Genomic DNA, 23,748 nt, shown 5'->3' on the forward strand with positions numbered 1-23,748 from the left:
AGTAACGACAAATTACGAATTTAACTATGCCAACCAGTTATCCAGATTTGCACTACCTGTCGCAACGCGTCGGGACGTGCACATTTAACTACGCTTCGCTCCGTTGAACGTTGTTTGTCACATTATATTAATCATCACATCAACAGTCATGTCTTTTACTAAAATAACAGAGCAATCATCGCTCTATGACAACTTAGAACAAAAATCCGTTCTCGAAATTCTTACAGAGATCAATCAAGAAGATCAGAAAGTGGCGCTTGCCGTACAGAAAACCATTCCCGAAATAGAGAAATTGGTGACCGGCATCGTGGCAAGAATGCAGCGAGGCGGACGTCTTTTCTATATCGGCGCGGGTACAAGCGGGAGGCTTGGAGTGCTTGACGCCTCCGAGATCCCACCAACCTTCGGCATGCCCGACACTTATGTGATCGGGTTGATTGCCGGAGGAGACGTCGCGTTACGTAATCCGGTGGAAGCAGCCGAAGACAACCTTGAGAAAGCCTGGGAAGAGCTTATGGCACATAAGATCGACCAAAACGATGTGTTGGTCGGTATTGCAGCTTCTGGCACTACTCCTTATGTGATAGGGGCGTTACGCCGGGCCCGTGAAAAGGGTATCCTTACGGCAGCCATCTGCTGTAATCCCGACTCTCCCGTGGCAGCTGAAGCGGAGATCAGGATAGAACCCATTGTCGGGCCGGAATATGTGACGGGCAGTACCCGGATGAAGGCCGGGACAGCCCAGAAGATGGTGCTCAATATGATCACAACAAGTACCATGATCCAGCTTGGGAGGGTAAAAGGCAACCGTATGGTAAATATGCAACTCACCAATCAAAAACTGGTGGACAGAGGCACACGTATGATCGTCGATGAACTGGGGCTGTCGTACGAACAGGCTAAAAACCTGCTATTACTCCATGGATCAGTCAAAAATGCCATCAACAGTTATCACTCTAAAAAGCAATAACACTATACTAAATAAGATTAAGCTATATGGCCATCATCATTTACACCGATCACCCCGATCTCTTACTGGACAAGATATATGAGGCAATAGAAAACGGAAAGGCGGATAAATGGGTGGCGACTGCCGACGGTTATCTCACCTACGGATCACTTCTTTGGAAAAATGAAGCTTTTTTTAAGCCTGAGATCTGGGTGGATGACAAACAACTCCGTTTCGGATTGATAAAGCGAAAGGACAGAAAACATATCTCGACAAAACTCTATACAGCTTTTCACACCAAACTGGTTGAGTTGTTGCTCTCCCGTTTCGACCGGGATTTCCGCAATGTCACAGCTACCGCCACTCGCACAGAACCCGACCGGTTCTGAATGGTATATTCCCTATTTTCCTAGTTCCTAGTTCCCAGTTCTAAGTTCCAAGTTCTAAGTTCCAAGTTCTAAGTTCCAAGTTCTAAGTTCCAAGTTCTAAGTTCTCATTTCCAAGTTCTTATCCAAATAATTATGACCAAAAATATAACCCTCTTCCTTTTCATTGCATTATCCCCATCCCTGGTAGCACAGGAGATAGGATACAAAACTATTTCCGACATTCCCTATTATGCGGAAGAAATGCTTCGACAAGACAGCTATATGGGAGAGCGATGCCTGCTCGATATTTACTATCCGGTAAATAAAAAAGATTTTACCACGGTCGTCTGGTTTCACGGTGGTGGTCTGACAGGAGGCAATAAAGAACTTCCCGAGGCACTGAAAAATAAAGGTCTGTGCATTGTCGGCGTCAACTATAGGCTTGCCCCGGGGGTAAAAGCACCCGCTTATATTGAAGATGCGGCAGCAGCGGTGGCTTGGGTCTTTAAAAATATCGGGAGATATGGAGGTGACAGTTCGCGGATATTTGTATCGGGGCATTCTGCCGGAGGATATCTGTCCATGATGATTGGACTGGATAAACACTATCTCGCAGTTCACGGCATCGACGCCGACAGTATTGCCGGTCTGATCCCTTTCAGCGGGCAGGCCATCACCCACTTCACCATACGAAAGGAGAACGGTATCGACGACAAACAACCGGTTATAGATAAATATGCCCCGCTGTTCCATGTCCGCTCCGATGCCCCTCCCATGCTGCTTATCACGGGAGACCGCGAGCTGGAAATGCTGGGTCGCTATGAAGAGAACGCCTATCTTGCCCGCATGATGCAAATAGCAGGACATCAGGATACCCGCTTGCTCGAACTGCAAGGTTATGGGCATGACATGGCATATCCCGCATTTCCTTTGATGTTAAATGAGATAACACGCTTAAACAGGGACAAAAAACGATTTCCCTGAAGAAACAGCTTTATTTTGCCTACCTTTGCGGGTTTAAATAAAGAAGATATGCTAACGAACGTCTGCCTCAAGGAGACCGAAGAGTTGTATGCCACACCCATTTTACAGCAAACGGCCTTCTGGTCGGAGGTGAAAACATCCCTGGGAGCCGACACCCTTGCCGTCAATTTCACGTCACAAAGGCCCGATCTCTTTCCGAAATTAGGCGATCGGTCGCACATTCAATCGGATCTGCTGGTTATCTTGCAACAGATCAATCGGAATCATTCCGTAGCGTATGTGCCTTACGGCCCGGAAATTGAACCGGCCGACGAATTCCAGGGTATATTTTTAGAAGAACTCTCCGAATCTCTCCGCTCAGTGCTGCCTCCCGATTGCATACATATTCGTTACGACCTTTGCTGGGAATCATACTGGGCCGGGGAGAAAGATCATTTCCACGAGAACGGGATATGGAAAGGCGAACCGGAAAGTCTCTCACAGGAACTACGGTTCAATTTCAGTACGCATAACTGGAATTTCAAGAAAGCCCACTCCAATATTTTACCGGCCAATACCATCTATCTCGATCTGGCACAGGATAAAGAAACCCTTCTCCAGAGGATGAAACCGAAAACACGTTACAACATCAAATTAGCACAACGCAAAGGGGTGACGGTAAGATCGATGGGTATGGAAGGAATGGATATCTGGCATGAACTCTATAAAGAGACAGCGACCCGGAATCGCCTTTTCCTGAACGATATCAAGTATTTCCGGGCAGTGCTTGACGCCCGCGCGGACAATACCAGTTCCCCGGCCGATGTGAGCCTTCTTATTGCGGAACACGACGAAAAGCCGTTAGCCGCTATGTTCCTGGTCATTACAGGTAACAGAGGATCTTACCTTTACGGTGCATCCTCATCGTCACACCGCAACCTTATGGCAACCTACGCATTGCAGTGGGAAGCGATCATGAGATCGCAACAGGCGGGTTGCACCCAGTATGACATGTTCGGCATTTCCCCTTCCCCCGATCCCGAACATCCGCTCTACGGCTTATACAAATTCAAATCGGGATTCGGAGGTGAAATATACCATAGTCTCGGCTGCTGGGATTATCCGTTAGATAAGGAGACCTATAACCTCTTCCGGGCATCGGAACTGCGCAGCCAGGGATATCATTTAAGTTAAAACCGTCTTAAGAAGCCGTTTTGAATTTTCATGCAAAATTCAAACCTTGTTCCTCTAGTGACGATGCATCTTTTCTCAAAAAAAATGCCTACTAATATCAAAAACCAATGCTAGCCTGAAAAAAGGTGTAATTCGTTTGGAAGGTATTTTGTATCTTACAGATAAACATATCCTGTTTATCGGGACAGAGTTTTTTGACCGAAATAAAAAGTTGATCTGCTTACCTTTACATTCAATAGCCGGACATGAGCTTGACGATAATTATCAACTGAAAATAAGAGAAGACTCTGGTAAAGAGTATATCATTGCTTTAGAAGGAGCTTTCGAATTTCTCTCAAAACTGAACAATGTCTTGGAGTAGTATGAACTCAAAATGGAACGTCATAAAAAACATAATTTTGTTCATCTTTTTTTTTCGTATATTTGTATAATACAAGATGAGTCTTGGGCAAGCTCAAGCAAGCTTGTCTTGTCTCTCGACTTTCCGTATATTTGTAAATCCTTTAAAAAAAATGAATTTATTATGGTAGATTTTAATCACATTATCCGGATCAATCCGAAAAAACGTTTTGGTAAACCTTGCGTAAGGGATACCCGTATTACGGTTTACGATGTGTTGGGCTGGCTTTCGGTAGGAATGACCTACGATGAAATTATCGCTGATTTTCCTGAGTTGACAAAGGAAGATATTCTTGCTTGCCTGGCATTTGCCGCCCGACGCGAACGCTCTTTGCAAACAGCTCTCCAAGACGGAGGACTCGGAATTGAAGAAAGTCCCATACTCCGTCTTCACAACGATATGCAAATTTGCCAGCACCCATACATATAGCCCAAAATGACGGCGCCACGTTAAGTTACTGACATTAGATGCGGAGAGGTATGCCAGAAAATCCAAATTTCCCGTTTTAGCCGGGCGTACTACGGGATCCGGTAAACAATACTGTTGATATTCATACCGGCACCTACCGAAGCCAACACAATATTGTCGCCGCTGGCGAGGGTATGCCCCTTCATCTCACCCCGTGTGATGATATCGAGCAACGTGGGGACGGTAGCCACCGATGAGTTACCCAACCATGAAATAGTCATCGGCATAATATGTGCAGGCACCTCCTTGAGGTCATACAATTTAAATAACCGCTTCAGGATAGCATCGTCCATCTTCCCGTTTGCCTGATGAATCAACACCTTACCGATCTCACTGACATGTAACTTCAATTTATCAAGTCCGGATTTAATGGCTTTCGGCACGTTCTCAAGGGCGTACTGATAAAGACGCCGGCCATTCATCTTCAGATAATACTCTTTTTTCTCTGCCAATTCCGGTTTATAAGAATAACCTAAATAAAGCATATTGACATATTCCAATGCATCGCTGCGCGAATTATGACCGATGACACCCACTGGAGTATCGCTTTCTCTGGCCTCCATGACGGCCGCGCCCGCGCCGTCGGCATAGATCATGCTGTCACGGTCGTGCGGGTCGGAAATACGTGACAACACATCCGCCCCTACCACCAATATCTTCTTCGCATCTCCGGAACGGATATAGTAGTCGGCCTGAATAACCGCCTGCACCCACCCCGGACAACCATATAAGATATCATAAGCCACGGCAGAGGGATTGGCAATGCCCAGCTTATGCTTCAAACGGGCAGCCATCGTCGGCAATATATCTATCCGCATATTATCTTGGGTTGTCTCTCCGAAGTTATGGGCGAAAATAATATAATCGAGTTCCTCCTTATCCACGCCGGCCGCCTCCAAAGCTCTCCGTGATGCCACAAGGGCCAGATCGGAAGTCGACTCGTCATCGCTGGCATAGCGCCGCTCGGCAATAGTGGTGATCTCTTCAAATTTCCGAGTGATTTCTTCATTGGGTGTGGGCAATTTTTCTCCCGTAGAGTCATAAAACTCATAATCATGAAAAAACTCGTTCTTTATCTGTTTGGCAGGAACATAACTCCCTGTTCCGGTAAAAACACTATAAAACTTACTCATTGTAAATCTTTCTTATTTGACTTGATAACCGTGTACCTTTTTTACCTCTCTATTCCCTGTAAGGGAATACAAAAGTACATGATTTTTTCCAAATAAACCACACACAGTTAAAAATAACCGTTTTAATCGACGGAAAACTAATTGTATGAATGGGTTATTCCCGCTTCGGGTATTTGGGTGACGACCGGATTAGAGACATCCTCGTAAAGTTCCAGATCGAAATATTTAGCTGCCGCTGTCACGTGGTCAAAAACATCCGATACAATGTCTTCATATTGCACCCAAACGGTAGTGTCAGTAAAGAAATAGAGTTCCAGGGGAAGCCCCTTTGAAGTGGGTTGCAGTTGACGCACAATCAGCAGCAACTCTTTATGGACATAGGGGTGATTTTTCAGATAGTTTTTGACATACTGTCTGTAAAGCCCCATATTGGTCAGATTTCTTCCATTGATGGAAAGTGACTTGTCCACACCCCTGGCCTTGTTGTACTCATCGATCTCGGCACTCCTTGAACGGATATAATCCGAAATAAGTCCTATTTTCTCCAATTCTTTCAACTCCTCATCCTTTACAAACCTTATGGTGGACTGTTTCACGAAAACAGAACGTTTTAATCTTCTCCCGCCAGTATCCACCATACCGCGCCAGTTCTGGAACGACTCCGACACCAGCGAGTAAGGAGGGATAGTGGTGATGGTCTTATCGAAATTCCTTATCTTCACGGTAGTGAGTGAAATTTCGAACACATCCCCGTCCGCGTCATACTTGGGCATGGTGATCCAGTCACCAATGCGCACCATATCATTGGCCGACACCTGGATACTGGCCATAAATCCAAGGATAGGGTCTTTGAATACCAGCATCAATACGGCGGAAAGGGCTCCCAGGCCGGTCAGGATATGAGCAGGATTTTGTCCGGTGAGGATAGAGAAAAAGACGATAAAACCGACACAATAGAGCACAATCTTCACCACCTGGGCATAACTCTCCAGCGGCTTATCCCTCATCCTCGGTTTCTTGGCCAGCGAGTCGAAGAATGCATTAAAAACAGACATCAGAAGCCATATCACATAGAATATCAGGAAAATGTCGATTAATTTATTGATCAACACCATTGTTTTCGGGAATTGGTCAAAAATAATAGGGACGGAACCCTTTACCAGACTATAGGGTATCACCATGGCCAGGTAATGAGGAAATCTTCTGTTAGAAAGATTTTTAGGGAATTCGGCGCGTGAAATCTTGCCAAAACGGTTGAGTATCTTCTGCAGGATAGTGCGGGTAAGATATTGCACTATAAATACCAGTGCTGTCAATACTATCAACAGGATGACCAAGTTGATATACTTAGCCCAGGTATCGGTAATGCCGAGGCTTTGGAGTAATTGGAGCGACCAATCGCTGACAGCATTGGTCGAACGTGAAATTTGTTGGATGTTCTCTTCGTTCATAAAATCATTTGTCTTTTAAAGAAGCCTGACAGCGCAAAGATGAAGCGCAAAGATTATCAGGGTCAGGAATCAAAACCTGGGTTGTTTGATTAACTAATGAATACATCATCAGACAAGGTGATGAAGCGACAAAGGTATAATTTTTTAGGTTAAACACGTCCCATTTCACCGATTCATTGTATATTTGTGGAACATAGGATGCGGTTCGGCAGAATCTTCAAAACAAGTTTGATTTTCCGCGCTCATCTTTCACTATCTTTGTGGAATGCGATTTATCAAGGCAGTCATTTGACTGATTATGTGGTTATTAAATAAAAATTCACCAAACTATTCATCTAAACAACTTGACAAGAATATGGGAAAAGTACTGATTATCGGCGCCGGTGGCGTGGGAACAGTGGTAGCCAATAAAGTGGCACAAAACAGCGATATCTTCACCGATATTATGCTGGCAAGCCGTACCAAAAGCAAATGCGACGCCATTGCCGAAGATGTGAAACGCCGTACCGGCGTAACCATTCAGACGGCACAGGTGGATGCCGACAATGTGCCGGAATTGGTAAAGCTGTTCAACGAACAAAAACCGGAATTGGTGGTGAATGTGGCGTTGCCCTATCAGGATCTGACCATCATGGATGCCTGCCTGGAATGCGGTGTGAACTATCTCGACACGGCCAATTACGAGCCGAAAGATGAAGCCAAGTTCGAATACAAATGGCAGTGGGCCTATAAAGAAAAGTTCGAAAAAGCGGGACTGACAGCCATCCTCGGCTGCGGCTTCGATCCCGGAGTGACAAGTGTCTTTACGGCATACGCCGCCAAACATCATTTCGATGAGATCCACTATCTCGACATTGTGGATTGCAACGCCGGAGATCATGGCAAAGCCTTTGCCACCAATTTCAATCCCGAGATCAATATCCGCGAAGTAACCCAAAAGGGAAAATACTGGGAAAACGGGCAATGGGTTGAAACGGAGCCGCACGAAATCCACAAGCCGCTCACCTACCCCGAGATCGGCCCCAAAGAGTCCTACGTGATCTATCACGAGGAATTGGAATCGCTCGTGAAAAACTTTCCCACCCTCAAGCGGGCACGCTTCTGGATGACCTTCGGACAGGAGTACCTCACCCACCTGCGTGTGATCCAGAACATCGGTATGGCCCGGATCGATGAAGTGGAATACAACGGACAAAAGATCGTCCCCATCCAGTTCCTGAAAGCGGTGCTTCCCGATCCCGGCGAACTGGGAGAGAATTACACGGGAGAGACATCCATTGGATGCCGTATACGGGGCATGAAAGACGGTAAGGAACGTACCTACTATATCTATAATAACTGCAGCCACCAAGAGGCCTACCAAGAGACAGGCGCCCAAGGTGTAAGCTATACTACCGGCGTACCGGCAACCATCGGGGCGATGATGTTCTTACAGGGTATCTGGAAGAAGCCGGGGGTGTTCAACGTAGAAGAGTTCGATCCCGATCCCTTCATGGATCAACTCAACAAACAGGGATTGCCCTGGCACGAACAGTTCGACATAGACCTGGAAGTGTAAAAGAAATTATTTTAAACCTTGCATCACCAGTTGCAAGGTTTTTTTCTAATTTTGTCAATAATCTCAAAACAGCGACAAATGGGGATCAAAAGTTTAGTAAATATCGATGATTACGACAGGGATGATATCTATCGTATCATCAAAAGCACGTCCAGGTTCAAGCAAAATCCTGACCGTGATTTGTTGCAGGGAAAAGTGTGCGCCACGCTTTTCTTCGAACCCTCTACCCGTACACGGCTCAGTTTCGAGACGGCAGTCAACCGCCTGCGCGGACGCATCATCGGCTTCTCCGACTCGGCCACCAGCAGTTCCACCAAAGGAGAGTCGCTCAAGGATACCATCATGATGGTAAGCAACTATGCCGACCTGATCGTCATGCGTCACCATTTGGAAGGGTCGGCCCGCTACGCCTCGGAGATATCACCCGTACCCCTCATCAATGCCGGGGACGGCTCAAACCAGCATCCCACGCAAACAATGCTCGACCTGTTCACCATCTACGAGACGCAGGGGACATTGGAAAACCTCACCGTCACCATCGTGGGCGACCTGAAATACGGGCGCGCGGTACACTCGCTTATCCAGGGACTATCCCACTTCAACCCCCTATTCAATTTCGTGGCACCGGAAGAGTTACATATCCCCGACAAGTACAAAACGTTCTGCGACAACAAACAGATCCCTTACAGGGAATTTACGGAATTCTCCCCCGAAGCGATCAACAGCGCCGACATCCTTTATATGACCCGCGTGCAGAAAGAACGTTTTACCGACCTGATGGAATATGAAAAAGTGAAGAATGTATATATCCTGCATAACCGCATGCTGGATGAGTCCAAAGAGAATCTGAAGGTGCTGCACCCACTTCCGCGCGTGAAAGAGATCGACCAGGATGTGGATGAAAACCCGAAAGCTTACTATTTTGAGCAGGCAAAAAACGGCATGTATACACGCCAAGCAATCATTTGTGATTTAATGGGAATCGTAGACAATGGATAATCGATAAGTGCGGGATTGAAATTTAAATCCAGATCCATCAAAAAATGGCTAAAAAACAATGGATGAAAAAATTCAAAACAGTTTCTTAGCGTTTCCTACTTAATTGGTATTTCGTAATTGGTAATTGGTAATTGGTATTTCGTAATTGGTAATTTTAAAAAAAATTATGGGAAAAGAACTACAGGTTGCAGCGCTCGAGAATGGCACAGCCATCGATCACATACCCAGTGATGCCGTTTTCAAAGTGGTCTCACTGCTTCAACTACAGAAGCTGAACAACCGGATAACTATCGGCAATAACCTGAAAAGCAACAAGATGGGATCCAAGGGGATCATCAAGGTATCGGACAAATTCTTCCGCGAGGATGAACTCAACCGTATTGCCCTGGTTGCACCCAATGTGAATTTGAATATTATCCGTAATTTCGAGGTGATAGAGAAAAAGAAAGTGGTGCTTCCCGATGAGATTGTGGAGATCGTGAAGTGCAACAATCCCAAATGTATCACCAACAATGAACCGATGAAAACCCGGTTCCATGTGACAGACAAAGAGAAAGTGGAACTTCAGTGCCACTACTGCGAAGTAAAAATAAAAAAAGAAGAAGTGGTGCTTCTTTAATTGAAATTGAACGAATCATGCCCGTCAATATACCCGATAAATTACCCGCGATTGAGATATTAAAAAAAGAGCATATTTTTGTGATGGACGATTTGCGCGCGTCCACACAGGATATACGTCCGCTGAAAATCCTGATCCTCAACCTGATGCCCATCAAAATCACGACAGAGACCGATCTTATACGCCTTCTGTCCAATTCTCCGCTTCAGCTTGAGATTGAATTTCTGGGACTCTCCACGCATACTCCCAAGAATACGCCTATCGAGCACCTCATGTCGTTTTACACCACTTTCTCCAAAATAAAAAATGCCTATTACGACGGGATGATTATCACCGGGGCTCCGGTGGAAATGCTGCCTTTTGATGAGGTGAAGTATTGGAAAGAGTTCACCCAGATTTTAGATTGGGCACGTACGCATGTCACCTCCACTTTCTATATCTGCTGGGGGGCCCAGGCTGCGTTGCATCATTTTTACGGTATCAATAAATATCCGTTGGAGAAAAAACTCTTCGGCGTCTTCAAGCATAGGATAAACGATCCTTCATTCCCCTTGTTCCGCGGCTTCGACGACGAATTCCATGCGCCTCACAGCAGGCATACCACTATCCTGGCCGACGAGATCAACCGGCATCCCGCTCTGACCATTCTCTCCGAATCGGATGAAGCCGGCGTATATATTGTCACTTCGCGCGGCGGAAGGGAGTTTTACGTAACCGGCCACTCCGAATACTCTCCTTCCACCCTGCATAAGGAATATATACGTGACAAGGAGAAAGGGATGGACTCTGTCGCACTGCCTGAAAACTATTACAGGAACAATGATCCTGAACAACCGCCGTTAGTGCGATGGAGATCTCACGCCTATCTGTTATACATAAACTGGCTGAATTACTTTGTGTATCAGGCCACTCCATTCCACATCGAAGAGGTTGCCCAGTTGGGGGAGTTGTAAAGCATTCCTAGCCGGGAAAAAGCAGTGAGAGGGCCCGCGTCATTCAACCGGTTTTACCACGGTGCACTCCTCTATTCCCCACATGTAGGCGGCGACAAGTTCACTGTTGTTGAACGCTGCCGCGTTCATCTTATTGATTTCTCCGATCAACCCCTTCGCTTTCTCCGGATCAACCTCCTGCACAATAATGGCAGAGTTGTAACCCGGCCATACGGCGGTATTTTGCCGGGGTTCTCCCCATCGGCTCATGGCTGTCACCTGCTCTATTACCTGATAATCGGCATACTCCATTTCATCGAGCAAAAGTGTCAGGCTTTCCAGCATACTTACGTTACATGTAATATAGATAAATTTCATTGTAAAACTATGATGAATGTTTACAGCGGGGGCGCAATCTTTCATTGTCGCCCGCCGCGAAAAATTGTTAAAAGCAATGAGTGATTAATTTGTCCTGTTCTCTTCTGTTTTACCCGTTCCCTTGGCCAACCGAACCGAGATACGATCCTTTATCAATGTACGGTGATAGAGCGCCGTATACATGGTGGGAACCAGTATCAGGGTTGTGAGCACCGACACGAACAGTCCGCCAATAATCGTGACACCCAGCGGGGCGTACATCTCTTTTCCCATTCCTGTACTGAGGGCCATGGGCAACATACCGAGAATGGTGGTAAGCGAGGTCATCAGTACGGGGCGCAGACGCGAGCGGCCGGCCTCCATCACGGCATCGCGAAGAGAATAGTTTCGTTTACGCAACATATTGGTATAGTCGACCAGCACGATTCCGTTATTCACCACGATCCCGACAAGCATGATCAATCCGATGAAGGTGACAACGCTTAACGTGATATTGGTGACAAAGAACGCCAAGATAACCCCCACAAGGGTAAAGGGAATAGCAAAAAGAATGATAAAGGGGTCTTTAAACGATTCGAATTGCGCCGCCATCACCATATACACCAGCGTTATACCCAAAAAGAAAATCAGATAAAGCGATTGAAATGATGAGGACTGGTCATTTACCTGTCCACCGATCTCAACGGTTATGCCCTCCGGGACGGTGGTTTCATCGATCAACTGCCGGGCCAGACGGGTAGCTTCACCCAGGGAGATATCGTTCAAATTGGCGACAGTTTTCACATATCTCTGTTGTGACAGGCGCTGTATCTCAATGGGACCGCTCTCTTCCACAATGTCGGCCACCGACGAGAGGGGTATTTGTTGCCCCAGCAGGTTGGTGATTTGCATTCCATGGAGTTTCGACACTTCATCGCGATACTCCGGCGCATATTGTATCACCACACCGTAATCGTTTCCCTCTTCGGTAAACTCACCCGACTCGGTACCGTACAGGTTCTGTCGCACCTGCATCCCCACCATGGCAACATTTAATGCCATCTGTGAGGCTTTCTCCTTATCCACCCGCACTTGTACCTCTAACTTGCCGGGATCGACAGTGGTGGAGACATCGGTGAACGATTTCTCGGCAATCATTTTCTTCTCAAAATCAAGAGCCACCGCTTTGATTTTATCCAGATCATTTCCGGAAACAATAATTTCGATGGGTTTTTTATTTCCCGTCACGGCAGTAGCCAAAGCGCTCCCTCCCTGTATACTCACTTCCTCTATTTGCGGGATCGCTTCCACCCGCTGACGGATAGATTCGGCCACTTCGGCGGCAGAGCGGCTCCGTTGCTCAACCGGCACAAGGTGACAAAGCACCGTGCCCACGTTTTTTCCCTCTTTGAAACCTACGGTTGTAAGCGCCCCGTCACGCGTCTGACCTGAGATAGACGCGATAGCGCCGTCGGCTATTTCAGGGATCTCCTCGAGCATGATTTTTAATATCTGCTGCCCGACGCTGTCTGTTTGACTTGCCGCCGTTCCCACTTCGGTTTCGAACACCACGGACACCGTTCCCGCGTCAAAATCGGGAATATAGTCGGTACCGATTCCCCTGCCTATAAGAATCGTTATCACAAAGACCAACAATGCGATGGCCAATGTCATCCCTTTGTGAAAAACCGCCCAGCCCAATATTCTTTTGTAACCGTTTTCAATTCTGTTGAATAATTTCTCACTGGCCACATACAGTTTGGAACGGCGCTGTGCCCGCCTATCGCGGGAAACCCTTTTCAACAGTTTCGATGAAAGCATGGGAGTAAGCGTAAGGGCCGTGAAAAGCGACATGATCATGCAGACGACCGTAAGAATGGCAAGTTGCTTGAACATGATCCCTACAATCCCCCCCATAAAAAGTAACGGGAGAAATACCACCAGCGTGGTCGCCGTTGAGGCTGCAATAGCCATGCCCATCTCCGAAGTGCCAAAGATAGCCGCCTGTTTGGGATCGGCTCCCTTTTCGATATGCTGCGTGATATTCTCGAGTACCACGATCGCGTTATCCACCACCATTCCTATGGCAATCACGAGCGACATCAACGAAAATATGTTGATGGTGTAGTCCATGATATACATCGCTATGAATGCGGAAATAAGAGATACCGGCATGGTGATGAAAACAATGAAGCTCGATTTCCACTCACGCAGGAACATAAGGACTACCAACGTCACAAAGACCAGGGCGTACCATATGGAAGAGGTGAGGTTCCGGATGGAACCAGTAATGATCTCTTCGGAGCTGAGCACCTCGTTCACACGGATGTCCGCAGGCAGTTGTCGCTCAAGCTCTGCCATCTTGGCGCGGACGGCATCCACCACCTCCACGGTATTGGCTCCCGACTGTTTCTGTACCATCAAAGCCACCCCTTCGCCGATGTGATTACGGGCAAACGATTCTTTTTCCTTGAACGTGTCCTCGATGTCGGCCACATCTCTCAACCGCACAACCTGACCGTTGAAGGCTTTCAACACCGTATTGCCTATTTCATCCACCGATTCGAATTTCCCGGGCACACGCACGGAGAAATCGTACACACCCAGATTGATATTTCCCGCGGGGATATTGATGTTATTGGCTTTAAGCATTGTGGATATCTGCGATGTTGACAGTCCGTACGCCTTCATCTGTTGCGGATTGATATTCACTTTTATCTCACGTTCGGGTTGCCCCAGATAAAGCACTGTCCCCACCCCTTCCACTTTGCGCAGGACAGAGGCGATATCTTCCTCCACGATATGCTCTATGCCGTCGTAATGGGCATCGGCATTGATGGCATAGGCCAGGACCGGCATCATCGAGGAGTTGATCTTGTAGATGATGGGTTGTTGTGCTGCTGCCGGCAGTCGGCTCTTTCCCAACTCGATCAGGTCGCGCGCGTTGTTTGCCGCGGAGGTCACATCACCACCCCATTCATAACTGAGTTGAATGAATGAGACGTTCTCCTTCGATGTCGATTTGATTTCCTTCAAACGCTCCGCGGCAGAGAGCACGGTTTCCAATGGCTTGGTGACCTGTTCTTCCACCTCGTTGGCCGAGGCTCCGGGATATACGGTGATCACCGTCACGGAAGGGAACTCCATTTCCGGCATCAGGTCAAGCGGCAACATTTTGAGCGAGACGATACCCAGCAGGATAATTGCCATGAACAACATGGCGGTTGCCACAGGTCTTCTCACACCTATTTCGGGTAATTTCATTTGTATGTTGTTTATAAGATGATCAAAAGTAGGATAAACACCCTGTTATTTATTCACTATTTCAATAGGCGAACCGTCGTCCAATTTATTTTTCCCATCGACAACCACATATTCATCGGCATTGATTTCGGGGATCCGGATAAGGTTCCCTTTTGATTCGCCGCGAGTGACTTTCCGGCGGGTGACCCGGTTCTGGTCGACGACCATAAAGAGATAGTCATCGCCCGTTCCCTGTTGCCTGTACAGGGCATTCACGGGGACAAACACGCCGGTTGTCCGCGGCATGGAGATCGAAACCCTGCCGAACATACCCGGTTTGAATTTCATTTCCCTGTTGGGAATGGTAACCTCTACCGTGGCGGTACGGGTCACCGACGACAGGACAGGTGAAATATAGCTCACTTTCCCTGAAACGGGTTCATCCGGATAAGCATCAAACACCACCTCCGCATGTTGTCCCCGGCTGATGGAGTTAATCTGTTTTTCGTTCACTTCTATAATTATCTTGAGCGGATTGAGCTGGCGTATGGTAAGTATGCCGCTCTGCATTTTCAGGTCGGAGCTTACCGAAGGAACAAAAGTATAATTCTCTCCCTCCTGCACCGTTATATCGGTTAACACCCCCCCGAAAGGAGCGGTAATGGAGGTATTCTTCTTCAGCATGTCCACCTTGGTTTGCGATGCGTCGAACTTGGCCTTGATATGGTCGTAGTCCATCACGCTCACGCTCTCTTTTTCTTTCAGGCGGCTGATCCGCTCAAAATCCTTGCGAATCGCTTCCAATTCAATTTGTGCCTGAATCAGCATTTCGTCCGACATCTCGGCTATCACGGCTCCTTCCGGGACATAACTGCCCTTGGAGAAATGAATCTTTTCCACCCGTCCCGGGATGGAAGCTCCGAGAGCAGCTTCCCTGTTTGCTTGGGCCGTACCTGCAAAATTCAGCACGGGAATATACTCCATCTCTTTGGCAACATGCACCGTGACTTTTGTCGCAGCTGCCGGACTTGTTGCGGAATGAGGGCCGTTCTCTGTCGTTTTTGTACTGCATCCGCCCGCAAAAACGGCGAGCAAACAGGTTGTGTAAGCTAATTTATTTGTCAGTCGCATCATTGTATTGTAATGTATATTTTTTGTTTAAAATGCAAGTCTCAATAAAGGTGATTGTAAATCTCGCCTGTCGATTTATCCAGTTCGAGCAATGTTGTCCTCATCTCCACAAGTGCGTCGATATGTTCCGAGGAGGCATTCTCCCATTGCAGTTGGGCTTCAAGCAATTCCGTCAGGCGGCTCCGGCCTTCCATCAGGTTCTCTTTTGCCATGCGCATATTCTCTTCAGCCTGCTTCCTGGAAAGGCCGGTCATCTCCGCCTTTTTCAATGCCTCACTGTATCGATAGCGATTCTGGCGAATTTGCAGGTCAATCATTTCGCGGGCTTCATTGAGTTCAAGCTGCACATTCTCCATCTTCAGCTTTGCGGCATGCAGATCATGTCGGCGTTCACCCCAGGTGAAAATAGGTATCGAGACCATTACTCCCACGCTCCAATTTCCCCCGAACTCACTTCTCAATCCATTGTAGGGATTAGGATTCATCCATCCATACCCGCCGGTAAGCATCACATCGGGCATAAATTTGGAACGTTCGATATTTCTTTTCGACTCCATGATGGCGGCCTTCTCCTTCAGCATGGCTATCTCTGCCCGCTTATCGGGAGAGATTTCCTGGGAGAAAGAAGCCGGCATGGAAAGCGGAAGCTTTTCCATATTATCCGGATCGACCTCTATCTCGCTCTCTTCCATGCCGATAATCTGTGCCAGCGCCATTTTTGAGAGCGCACATCCGTTTTCGGCCTGCAACGTTTTCAGTTTTGCTTCGTTTTGTTTTACCTGGGCTTTCAACACATCATTCCGCGTAATGATACCTTCGGCATACATATTCTCCAGGTCGGTGACCAGCCTGTCGAGCAACGCTTCATAAGCGTTTGCCAGCTTCAATTTCTCCTGTAGAGACACCACACGCCAAAAAGCTTCGTCGGTCTTGGCCACAACCTCCGCCCGGGTCAGTACCTCCTTCTCTTTGGCGATATTTTCGGCTCGCCTGGCAATGTGGTTGGCTTCCGTAATTTTAAAACCCGTAAAGATTGGCTGGGTAACGGTAAAACGGGCGTAATAACTGTTCTTATGGTCAAAAACAAGTTTATCGGCCGGCAGCATCGCATAATTCCTGAAGATGGGATTCCCCTCCTGATCGACCATGGGCGCCCCGGTTTGAGGATTAATGACAAGCGTGTTCATAGCCGTTTCAGGATCCGTCAATGCTTCCGGGTTAAATCTTCCCGTTGCGGGATCAATAGTATTGAACGGCACTATCGGAAGGAACAGGTCATTCTCCAGCGGTTGAAGAGCCTTGCCTGTACGTAACCATGCCCCTCCGAAACTTACTTTGGGAAGATATTGTGTTTGCGCGGATTTTCTGGCATGTGTGGCTGTCCGCATCTCGTTTCGCGCGATACGGATTTCCCTGTTCTGCTCAAGCGCCATGCTACGGCACTCGTCGAGCGAGAGTTTTTGCTGCGCGGAGAGAGGGAATAAAAAGAGTGTGAACAGTGTCAATAAACAGGTAAATTGCTGTCTGTCTGGGTTCATAATTCTCATTTTCATCTATTTTCATTCTACATTTACGGCTGCAAAATTATGAAACAACAGCTGACCCTGTGTTGAAAAAAATGCTGAGCTGGAAAAATTGAATCTTTAAGCGACAATAACGTATCTTAAAGCGATTACAGGAAAACGTGACAGGGAGAGGGAGGCAACAATCAATATTTCTGGCCGGGAACGGTCAAAGGCAACAGCAGGCTCTTCCGGCAAGAGGAGTCGAGCGGTATTTATCACAAGAAGGAGGAGGTAAGGAAAAGCCTACAGGATATTATCCATGTACCAGTCTTTAAAGTCACGATTGCGCGCCCGGCTTACCATGATTCGCTCGGGCGTCTCCACTGAAAGATTTACCGCCAGCTTGCCTCCGAACCAAACCGACATATCCTTTATGGCGCGGTGGGATACAATATATTGCCGGTTAGCACGGAAAAATTGTGCCGGATTCAACTGTCCCATTAACTCATCGAGGGAGCTATCCAGAGAGAATGTCTTTTGATTGAAGCAAACAATTTTCGCTATTTTATATTCGGTATAGATATAGGCAATGTCATCCACCGGCAGCGGGATAAGCTTATCCTTATTGGGAATGAGGAAATGCCTCTTATAGGGTATCTTCGATTCATGCATCGATTGCATAATTTGCGAGACAAGCTCCCTGTTATTTTGTCGAGAGGTCAGTGAAGTGAGCTTGTTCAGCGCCTTCTCAAGATTCTGCCGGTTGATCGGCTTCAGCAGGTAATCGATACTGTTTACCTCGAACGCCTTGAGTGCATATTCATCGTACGCGGTGGTAAAGATAATGGGGCTAAGGATTTCAACTTGCTCGAAAACCGAGAAAACATCACCATCGGCCAAATGAATATCCATGAAAACAACATCAGGAGAAGCGTTCAACGAAAACCATTCCACAGACTCCTCCACACTTTGCAGCACGGCCAGAATTTCCATACTTCCATCCACCGCCTGTATCATCCGTTCCAAGTTTTGCGCGGCGACAATCTCATCTTCCACAATTACTACTTTCATCGAATATGGCTTTACGTATATTTATAGCTATCCCTATCTTTTATGAGCGGGATCTCAACAGAGAATACCCCGTGGGCAGAACTGACAACAATCTCCTTTCCGAATAACAATCTGTATTGTTCGTTCAGATTCGACAGTCCCAGGCCGTTACTTCCCTTCTCGCCGGTTTTTATCTGCAGATTATTCTCCACACGAATCCTGTCATCCGGGAGGGTTTCAATCACGATACGAAGCGGCTTCCTCCGGCTTATGACATTATGCTTAATGGCGTTCTCAATCAGTACCTGCAGTCCTGACGGAATCATATAATACCCCTTTTTCTCATCGTCGACACGTATTTGCACATCCAATCCGTCGCTATAACGGATCTTCATCAGGTAGATATACGACTCTGCAAACTCCAACTCATCGGACAATCTGGATACCACCCTGTTCTGCATCGTATAGCGGAACACATGGGAAAGTTGTTCGACATAATCCCTGGCTCGTTGATCATCATACCCGATCAGCCCGTTCAACGTATTCAGCGAATTGAACAGGAAATGCGGATCGGTCTGGTTCTTAAGCGCATTGTATCTGTTTTGCAGATTCTCTAAAACCAGGTGTTGATTTTCGGTCACCCTCTTTTGATTCTGATTGATAAAATAGATCAACATCGTAAAGAGAAAAGAGATGATAAGGATAATAAAGTCTTTCACATAGTGCAATGTGAAATAGGCTCCGGGCGATACTTCACCGCGAAACCACCACCACTGCATCTGTGAAAAAAAGGGGCTCAGGAAGATAATCACCACAAAGAGACTCAGCAAGAGCAGCCACATTTTATATGGGCGGCTCAGGAAGTGCGTTACCGCCCAAAATTGCAGTCGGAAAAGGAAATAGAAAACCAGCGTATTGACCAGCAGCGTGACAACAGACTCCGGTGTGATGATATCAACCAGCCCTATCTCGCTTTTCTTATTTAACGATATGGTGTAGTACATCGACGACGACAGCATGACGAAAGCCAGGATAAAACTGATGATAACCGCAGCTGTGAGCGCCGTTTTTTTATCGTAACTGAGGATAAAAGAACGTTCTTTTCGTAGTTTCATTTTTTCAATTACCGTTTCCATTATGACTGACTTACAAATGTACGGAAAAAGAGAGAGAAAAAAAACCCGATGAACATCGGTTATCTGGCGGATGTCCATCGGGATCGGAAAAATCGACCCAGGGTTCATTTCCGGCCTCCATGACCGGACCTTGAGACAATCTCTTTGGGTTCAGCGTTCCGCTTCTGTCAGAAACGATATCCTATACCGATATTCACAGTTTGGGTCCGCATCTTAGCATCGTCCGAACCGCTGATCACATTTTTCAAACCGGTCAACTCGTCCGCCTGATTTACCAATCCGAACTGGTAGCCTGCGTTCACTTGAAAACCACTGTTGAACTCATATCCCAGCAGGAGCCCAAGACCAAAATCCCAACGGTTCAAAGGCGTTTTACCCGCTACTTCCTTATACAGGTCTATGTCAAGATCATCAAGTCTTGCATCAAAACCCAATCCTACGAACGGCCCCACACCTCCATAGAACAATCCGTGATTGGTTCTGTATTGACCCAAAGCATATATCGGGAGCTGCATTCCCCACTGCTTGAATGTGTCATCTTCCGAGAGAGCTTCCATTTTAGCATTTCTATAGAAAAACGACAGCTCCGGTTGAAGCGCAAAATTATCGTGTAATTCAACTCTCATGAACCCGCCTAAATTAGGGCCCAGCTTCATTTTACTCGATAGATGATCGAAGTCGCTCAATAAAAAGTTCGACAAATTCATTTCACCTTTCACACCCCAATAGATAGGTGTTCGTGCATTTACACCTGTTGTCCCTATGGTTATAAGGGCAATTAAACTTAGTAAAATTGTTTTTTTCTTCATTGTTTCAATATTTAAATTTGGACAAATTTTGACTGTTCTTCTCTTCAAGCTTGACGACACAAAAGTAGCACACGATATCATGCCAGATACAAAAAAAGTATCCAACCGAAAAATCAGAGGCTTGAAATGTGAAAAACCAATACTGAAACGATCTTGAACCTCAATGTGAATTGAAAAAATTATGAAGGCGTAAAACTCAGTCGTTCCCGGCTGTCCCTGCAAACTTCAGGCAGACCGGTTTACTGACGGAGATATCCTGATGGGTGTCGGTCAACAACCCTGTCCCGGGATCAACGCGGAACACCTGGATCTTATCATCATCCCTGCCGGCTACCAGAAGGAACTTCCCATTCGGTGTGATCACAAAATTACGCGGATGCTTTGCGGTCCATTGATAACCCGTTTTGGTGAGTGTTCCCTCGGCCGGGTCAATGGAAAAGATAGCGATCCCGTCGGCCTGCAACCGGTTCGAGGCATACAGAAAACGCCCGTCGGGTGAGACATGGATATCGGCGCTACCCCTGGCACCCGTCGAATCAGCCGCGATGATCTGTTTTTGGGTCAACTCACCGAAAGCATAATCAAAAACAATCACTTCCCCCGATAACTCACCCAACAGGTAAAAATATCTGCCTCCGTGGGGGTGGAAATCGAAGTGGCGCGGCCCGGTGCCCGCAGGTAAAATAAATTCTTTCAAGCTATTCTCCATCAACGCGGGCTGTCCCTCAAACGGGGTATCGTTCACATCGAAACGATAAAGTTTATCACTCCCAAGATCGGCGGCAAACAGATATTGCCCGTCGGAAGAATACCTCACGCAGTGCGGGTGGGCGCGCTCCTGGCGGACAGAGTCCGGGCCGGATCCATTGAAAGCGATCATCGAGACGGCTGAAGTGAGTGTGCCGTCCTCTTTTACCTGAAACGAGGTAATGGTTCCTCCTCCATAATTTGCAGTATGCACATTCCGGCCTTTACTGTCGATAGTGATATAACAAGGGGCGCTACTCTTCACAGGGCGGGAGTTCAGCAATTCCATCTTCCCGATCCGTTTATCGAGCGAAAAAGCATGTACGGCACTACCTGACTCGTTATTTTCACTTACCGCGTAAATAAACCGCTCGTTCGGACTCAAGGTCAGGTATGATGGGTTATCGACTTCCACCATGCTGACTGAGTCGGAATTCCCGGTATCGGTATTGAAACGGTACAAATATATCCCTTTACCACCCTCTTCTGAAGTGTAGGTTCCTGCCAATAAAAAGAGGTCTCCACTCATAGTCTCTGTCGCGGCAAGCGTCTCCTCCGACGCGTTACCATCGCCTGCCTTTCCGGAACGGCTTCCTGTACATGAAATAAACAAAGCCGCCGCCATACCGGCCACCATTACTTTCTTGATCATCTTTCTTACATTTATCGGTCACAGCATATATTATCGCGCAAGGCGCATTGTCAACGAAGGCGCGTTGTCAACGAAGGCGCTATCGTGCAAAACACACTATGCGCGAAGCGCATTTCACGAAAGTAACTTATTTTTCCGAAACAATTTCTCTTTTTTGGAAAAAGTTTGCGAATGTGGCGCGGACTCCGTATTTTTGCACCGTCAAAAAATCAAACCCGATTGCTAAACAGAAATTAATTATGTTGTCCGAAATATTATCCATCACCGGCCGCCCAGGCTTATATAAACTCATCTCCACCAATAAAAATATGAATATCGTTGAATCGCTTGCCGATGGAAAACGTGTTCCTGTATATGCACAGGAAAAGGCGGTGGCCCTGAGTGACGTATCCATATATACCCAAAGTGGGGATACTCCGTTGCGGGAGGTATTGAAAAAAATAAAAGAAAAAGAGGGAGGCAAACAGGTATTCCTGGGATCGAAAGCGTCCGGCAAAGAGTTGTTCACATATCTGGGCGAGGTACTCCCCGATTACAGCCGGGACAGCGTCTATGCGGGTGATGTGAAAAAAATAATTTCCTGGTATAATATTTTGACAGAGCACAATATCGACCTGGAAGAAGCGGAAAAAACGGTAGAAAGCGCTTCTGATGAATCTCAAACAAAAGAAGGAGAAAAATAATTCTCCTATTCTGGACTTTGCAGCGAAGGTTCTTGTTTCCCTAAGGAAAGAAAAGCGTATCTTTGGCAGGTCTTAAAATCATAAGGAAAATTGAACATAAAAGATATCTCTACCCGCGCGGGAGCCGGCATCATTTATATCCTGGTCATACTTTTGGGTCTGCTGGGAGGCCGGTTTTCGTTCCTTGCCGTTTTCGGGGCCATACTGGGTTCCGGACTGTTTGAGTTTTATCGCATGGTTGAGAAAGACACCTCACACGCCATCAGCAAGGTATTCAATATTTTGTCAGGGGTTATCATTTTTATCTCGGTCTTTCTCTATCTCGAAGGTATCCACACCTATCTCTTGCCCGTCTTCATCCTTGGCTACCTGCTTATACTGATTGCCTCAGCCATTTTCCTGCGCAGGCATGATGTCCTTCACGGTATCATCTATTCGGTTTTCGGACAGGTTTATATTACCATGCCGTTGAGCCTGCTCATGTTCATTTCCTATTCTCCCAATGTCGGGGGCAACGAGTACGATTGGCTTCCGGTACTGGCGCTCTTTGTCTTCCTGTGGGTGAACGACACGGCCGCTTATTTCATCGGATCGCTGATTGGCAAACACAAGTTGATAAAACATATCTCCCCCAAAAAATCGATAGAGGGTTTTATCGCGGGTATCCTGTTCACCATGCTTGCCTCGCTGATCTTCGCCCGGCTTTATCCCGGCTTTTCCGTCCCTTTCTGGATGGGATTGGCCATAGTGGTCTGCCTGTTCGGAACGTTGGGCGATCTGTTTGAGTCGCTTATCAAGCGGACATGCAACGTAAAAGATGCCGGCGACCTCATTCCCGGGCATGGCGGTATACTCGACCGGATCGACAGTCTTTTAGGGGCTGTCCCTGCCGTTTTCCTCTACCTGATTCTGTTCCTCTTTTTTTAAGAAACTGTTGTGAATTTTACGAGTAATTGTTTTACGCTTATTTTTCCACTCTTTCATATATAAATTGTTTGATATATAAATATCTATTAATTAATGATTTAATTTATTTTAAAAATTATATCTCTTCGTTTTGACAAAACAAAAGACAGCACTCATCTTTTTTTGCATTCCCATGTACCGATTATTTGCTGTTTCATAAGCTCGGTTTCCGATAATTCTTTCTCGCAGTCCATTCCTACCATCATCATGAATAGGGCGATTATGCTAAATAAAATTGTTTTTGGTTTCATAGTTCATCATTTTTGTAGTTAAAAATTCGGTTATATATTCTTTTTTTCGCTTGCAAACAAGGACTGCAAGCGGTTTTTAACATTCCTTCCGGTCATCTCTTCAACAACTTCTTCGTCTGGGTTTTCCCGTCTTTTATCACCCGCACAAAGTACATGCCTTTGGGTAGATCTGACACGGAGATTT

Annotated in this window: 24 protein-coding genes; 12 read left to right on the top strand and 12 right to left on the bottom strand. The window is 46.7% G+C overall.

The features are described from left to right. The first annotated feature begins 148 nt into the window (after nucleotides 1-148). The 6 genes from murQ to D7D25_RS15855 all read left to right on the top strand — a co-directional run bounded on the left by murQ (nucleotide 149) and on the right by D7D25_RS15855 (nucleotide 4,303). The gene (murQ, locus tag D7D25_RS15830) at nucleotides 149-970 is read left to right on the top strand and encodes an N-acetylmuramic acid 6-phosphate etherase (protein ID WP_122969903.1); all 822 of its coding nucleotides are present in this window, start codon (nucleotides 149-151) and stop codon (nucleotides 968-970) included. 26 nt (nucleotides 971-996) lie between these two features. Further along, nucleotides 997-1,338 (top strand): hypothetical protein, encoded by a 342-nt coding sequence (locus D7D25_RS15835; RefSeq protein ID WP_122969904.1) that lies wholly within the window; start codon nucleotides 997-999, stop codon nucleotides 1,336-1,338. Between the two features lie 132 nt (nucleotides 1,339-1,470). Continuing rightward, nucleotides 1,471-2,301, top strand: a complete 831-nt coding sequence (locus D7D25_RS15840; protein WP_122969905.1) for an alpha/beta hydrolase — start codon at nucleotides 1,471-1,473, stop codon at nucleotides 2,299-2,301. A gap of 48 nt (nucleotides 2,302-2,349) precedes the next feature. Continuing rightward, on the top strand, nucleotides 2,350-3,474 hold the full coding sequence (locus tag D7D25_RS15845) for a peptidoglycan bridge formation glycyltransferase FemA/FemB family protein (RefSeq protein ID WP_122969921.1): 1,125 nt from the start codon (nucleotides 2,350-2,352) through the stop codon (nucleotides 3,472-3,474). A gap of 136 nt (nucleotides 3,475-3,610) precedes the next feature. Then, the gene (locus D7D25_RS15850; RefSeq protein ID WP_185140280.1) at nucleotides 3,611-3,835 is read left to right on the top strand and encodes a hypothetical protein; all 225 of its coding nucleotides are present in this window, start codon (nucleotides 3,611-3,613) and stop codon (nucleotides 3,833-3,835) included. A gap of 162 nt (nucleotides 3,836-3,997) precedes the next feature. Beyond that, nucleotides 3,998-4,303 carry a DUF433 domain-containing protein gene (locus D7D25_RS15855; RefSeq protein ID WP_122969922.1) on the top strand — a complete coding sequence of 102 codons (306 nt, stop codon included), beginning with the start codon at nucleotides 3,998-4,000 and terminating at the stop codon, nucleotides 4,301-4,303. A gap of 89 nt (nucleotides 4,304-4,392) precedes the next feature. Here D7D25_RS15855 and D7D25_RS15860 read toward each other — a convergent pair whose 3' ends face one another. Together D7D25_RS15860 and D7D25_RS15865 are read right to left on the bottom strand one after the other, a co-directional pair. Next, nucleotides 4,393-5,475 carry a 3-oxoacyl-ACP synthase III family protein gene (locus D7D25_RS15860; protein ID WP_122969906.1) on the bottom strand — a complete coding sequence of 361 codons (1,083 nt, stop codon included), beginning with the start codon at nucleotides 5,473-5,475 and terminating at the stop codon, nucleotides 4,393-4,395. Between the two features lie 137 nt (nucleotides 5,476-5,612). After that, nucleotides 5,613-6,926, bottom strand: coding sequence for a mechanosensitive ion channel family protein (locus D7D25_RS15865; protein ID WP_122969907.1), 1,314 nt, complete (start codon nucleotides 6,924-6,926; stop codon nucleotides 5,613-5,615). Nucleotides 6,927-7,281: 355 nt separating this feature from the next. On the opposite strand from D7D25_RS15865, the gene D7D25_RS15870 reads away from it, so the two are divergent. The 4 genes from D7D25_RS15870 (at nucleotide 7,282) to metA (ending at nucleotide 11,055) form a co-directional block, all read left to right on the top strand. After that, a complete protein-coding gene (locus D7D25_RS15870) occupies nucleotides 7,282-8,484 on the top strand; it encodes a saccharopine dehydrogenase family protein (protein WP_122969908.1) in 1,203 nt (400 codons plus the stop codon). A gap of 78 nt (nucleotides 8,485-8,562) precedes the next feature. Beyond that, nucleotides 8,563-9,483 carry an aspartate carbamoyltransferase gene (pyrB, locus tag D7D25_RS15875; protein ID WP_122969909.1) on the top strand — a complete coding sequence of 307 codons (921 nt, stop codon included), beginning with the start codon at nucleotides 8,563-8,565 and terminating at the stop codon, nucleotides 9,481-9,483. A 166-nt stretch (nucleotides 9,484-9,649) separates the two neighbouring features. Beyond that, entirely contained in the window at nucleotides 9,650-10,102 is a 453-nt protein-coding gene (gene pyrI, locus D7D25_RS15880) for an aspartate carbamoyltransferase regulatory subunit (protein ID WP_122969910.1), read from the top strand. Between the two features lie 17 nt (nucleotides 10,103-10,119). Then, nucleotides 10,120-11,055, top strand: coding sequence for a homoserine O-succinyltransferase (metA, locus tag D7D25_RS15885; protein ID WP_122969911.1), 936 nt, complete (start codon nucleotides 10,120-10,122; stop codon nucleotides 11,053-11,055). A 39-nt stretch (nucleotides 11,056-11,094) separates the two neighbouring features. Here the strand turns inward: metA and D7D25_RS15890 are convergent, their stop codons facing one another. The 8 genes from D7D25_RS15890 to D7D25_RS15925 form a co-directional block, all read right to left on the bottom strand. Beyond that, entirely contained in the window at nucleotides 11,095-11,412 is a 318-nt protein-coding gene (locus D7D25_RS15890) for a PG0541 family transporter-associated protein (RefSeq protein WP_122969912.1), read from the bottom strand. Between the two features lie 84 nt (nucleotides 11,413-11,496). Beyond that, nucleotides 11,497-14,655 (bottom strand): efflux RND transporter permease subunit, encoded by a 3,159-nt coding sequence (locus D7D25_RS15895; RefSeq protein ID WP_122969913.1) that lies wholly within the window; start codon nucleotides 14,653-14,655, stop codon nucleotides 11,497-11,499. A gap of 45 nt (nucleotides 14,656-14,700) precedes the next feature. Next, nucleotides 14,701-15,768: an efflux RND transporter periplasmic adaptor subunit gene (locus D7D25_RS15900; RefSeq protein ID WP_122969914.1), complete on the bottom strand. Its 1,068-nt coding sequence runs from the start codon at nucleotides 15,766-15,768 to the stop codon at nucleotides 14,701-14,703. Nucleotides 15,769-15,806: 38 nt separating this feature from the next. After that, nucleotides 15,807-17,303, bottom strand: coding sequence for a TolC family protein (locus D7D25_RS15905; RefSeq protein WP_158602645.1), 1,497 nt, complete (start codon nucleotides 17,301-17,303; stop codon nucleotides 15,807-15,809). Between the two features lie 270 nt (nucleotides 17,304-17,573). Beyond that, the gene (locus tag D7D25_RS15910) at nucleotides 17,574-18,341 is read right to left on the bottom strand and encodes a LytTR family DNA-binding domain-containing protein (RefSeq protein WP_122969916.1); all 768 of its coding nucleotides are present in this window, start codon (nucleotides 18,339-18,341) and stop codon (nucleotides 17,574-17,576) included. A gap of 11 nt (nucleotides 18,342-18,352) precedes the next feature. Further along, the gene (locus tag D7D25_RS15915; protein WP_255417349.1) at nucleotides 18,353-19,435 is read right to left on the bottom strand and encodes a sensor histidine kinase; all 1,083 of its coding nucleotides are present in this window, start codon (nucleotides 19,433-19,435) and stop codon (nucleotides 18,353-18,355) included. Between the two features lie 188 nt (nucleotides 19,436-19,623). Further along, the gene (locus D7D25_RS15920; protein ID WP_158602646.1) at nucleotides 19,624-20,265 is read right to left on the bottom strand and encodes a porin family protein; all 642 of its coding nucleotides are present in this window, start codon (nucleotides 20,263-20,265) and stop codon (nucleotides 19,624-19,626) included. Between the two features lie 196 nt (nucleotides 20,266-20,461). Then, a complete protein-coding gene (locus D7D25_RS15925) occupies nucleotides 20,462-21,664 on the bottom strand; it encodes a lactonase family protein (protein ID WP_255417350.1) in 1,203 nt (400 codons plus the stop codon). Between the two features lie 239 nt (nucleotides 21,665-21,903). Between D7D25_RS15925 and D7D25_RS15930 the strand changes: the two genes are divergently transcribed. Beyond that, complete coding sequence (locus tag D7D25_RS15930; protein ID WP_122969925.1) at nucleotides 21,904-22,347, top strand: DUF5606 domain-containing protein; 444 nt, start codon at nucleotides 21,904-21,906, stop codon at nucleotides 22,345-22,347. A gap of 90 nt (nucleotides 22,348-22,437) precedes the next feature. After that, nucleotides 22,438-23,274 (top strand): phosphatidate cytidylyltransferase, encoded by an 837-nt coding sequence (locus tag D7D25_RS15935; RefSeq protein ID WP_122969918.1) that lies wholly within the window; start codon nucleotides 22,438-22,440, stop codon nucleotides 23,272-23,274. 152 nt (nucleotides 23,275-23,426) lie between these two features. On the opposite strand, the gene D7D25_RS18305 is transcribed toward D7D25_RS15935, so the two are convergent. Next, nucleotides 23,427-23,564 carry a hypothetical protein gene (locus D7D25_RS18305; protein WP_221408019.1) on the bottom strand — a complete coding sequence of 46 codons (138 nt, stop codon included), beginning with the start codon at nucleotides 23,562-23,564 and terminating at the stop codon, nucleotides 23,427-23,429. Nucleotides 23,565-23,656: 92 nt separating this feature from the next. Next, complete coding sequence (locus tag D7D25_RS18835; protein WP_370453863.1) at nucleotides 23,657-23,740, bottom strand: T9SS type A sorting domain-containing protein; 84 nt, start codon at nucleotides 23,738-23,740, stop codon at nucleotides 23,657-23,659. Nucleotides 23,741-23,748: the final 8 nt, after the last annotated feature.

This window comes from Proteiniphilum sp. X52 (assembly GCF_003712195.1).
Taxonomy (GTDB): Bacteria; Bacteroidota; Bacteroidia; order Bacteroidales; family Dysgonomonadaceae; genus Proteiniphilum.

Coding starts and splice junctions, on each gene's coding strand:
- murQ (WP_122969903.1), top strand. CDS start 149: ATGTCTTTTACTAAAATAACAGAGCAATCATCGCTCTATGACAACTTA.
- D7D25_RS15835 (WP_122969904.1), top strand. CDS start 997: ATGGCCATCATCATTTACACCGATCACCCCGATCTCTTACTGGACAAG.
- D7D25_RS15840 (WP_122969905.1), top strand. CDS start 1,471: ATGACCAAAAATATAACCCTCTTCCTTTTCATTGCATTATCCCCATCC.
- D7D25_RS15845 (WP_122969921.1), top strand. CDS start 2,350: ATGCTAACGAACGTCTGCCTCAAGGAGACCGAAGAGTTGTATGCCACA.
- D7D25_RS15855 (WP_122969922.1), top strand. CDS start 3,998: ATGGTAGATTTTAATCACATTATCCGGATCAATCCGAAAAAACGTTTT.
- D7D25_RS15860 (WP_122969906.1), bottom strand. CDS start 5,475: ATGAGTAAGTTTTATAGTGTTTTTACCGGAACAGGGAGTTATGTTCCT.
- D7D25_RS15865 (WP_122969907.1), bottom strand. CDS start 6,926: ATGAACGAAGAGAACATCCAACAAATTTCACGTTCGACCAATGCTGTC.
- D7D25_RS15870 (WP_122969908.1), top strand. CDS start 7,282: ATGGGAAAAGTACTGATTATCGGCGCCGGTGGCGTGGGAACAGTGGTA.
- pyrB (WP_122969909.1), top strand. CDS start 8,563: ATGGGGATCAAAAGTTTAGTAAATATCGATGATTACGACAGGGATGAT.
- pyrI (WP_122969910.1), top strand. CDS start 9,650: ATGGGAAAAGAACTACAGGTTGCAGCGCTCGAGAATGGCACAGCCATC.
- metA (WP_122969911.1), top strand. CDS start 10,120: ATGCCCGTCAATATACCCGATAAATTACCCGCGATTGAGATATTAAAA.
- D7D25_RS15890 (WP_122969912.1), bottom strand. CDS start 11,412: ATGAAATTTATCTATATTACATGTAACGTAAGTATGCTGGAAAGCCTG.
- D7D25_RS15895 (WP_122969913.1), bottom strand. CDS start 14,655: ATGAAATTACCCGAAATAGGTGTGAGAAGACCTGTGGCAACCGCCATG.
- D7D25_RS15900 (WP_122969914.1), bottom strand. CDS start 15,768: ATGATGCGACTGACAAATAAATTAGCTTACACAACCTGTTTGCTCGCC.
- D7D25_RS15905 (WP_158602645.1), bottom strand. CDS start 17,303: ATGAACCCAGACAGACAGCAATTTACCTGTTTATTGACACTGTTCACA.
- D7D25_RS15910 (WP_122969916.1), bottom strand. CDS start 18,341: ATGAAAGTAGTAATTGTGGAAGATGAGATTGTCGCCGCGCAAAACTTG.
- D7D25_RS15915 (WP_255417349.1), bottom strand. CDS start 19,435: ATGAAACTACGAAAAGAACGTTCTTTTATCCTCAGTTACGATAAAAAA.
- D7D25_RS15920 (WP_158602646.1), bottom strand. CDS start 20,265: ATGAAGAAAAAAACAATTTTACTAAGTTTAATTGCCCTTATAACCATA.
- D7D25_RS15925 (WP_255417350.1), bottom strand. CDS start 21,664: ATGATCAAGAAAGTAATGGTGGCCGGTATGGCGGCGGCTTTGTTTATT.
- D7D25_RS15930 (WP_122969925.1), top strand. CDS start 21,904: ATGTTGTCCGAAATATTATCCATCACCGGCCGCCCAGGCTTATATAAA.
- D7D25_RS18305 (WP_221408019.1), bottom strand. CDS start 23,564: ATGAAACCAAAAACAATTTTATTTAGCATAATCGCCCTATTCATGATG.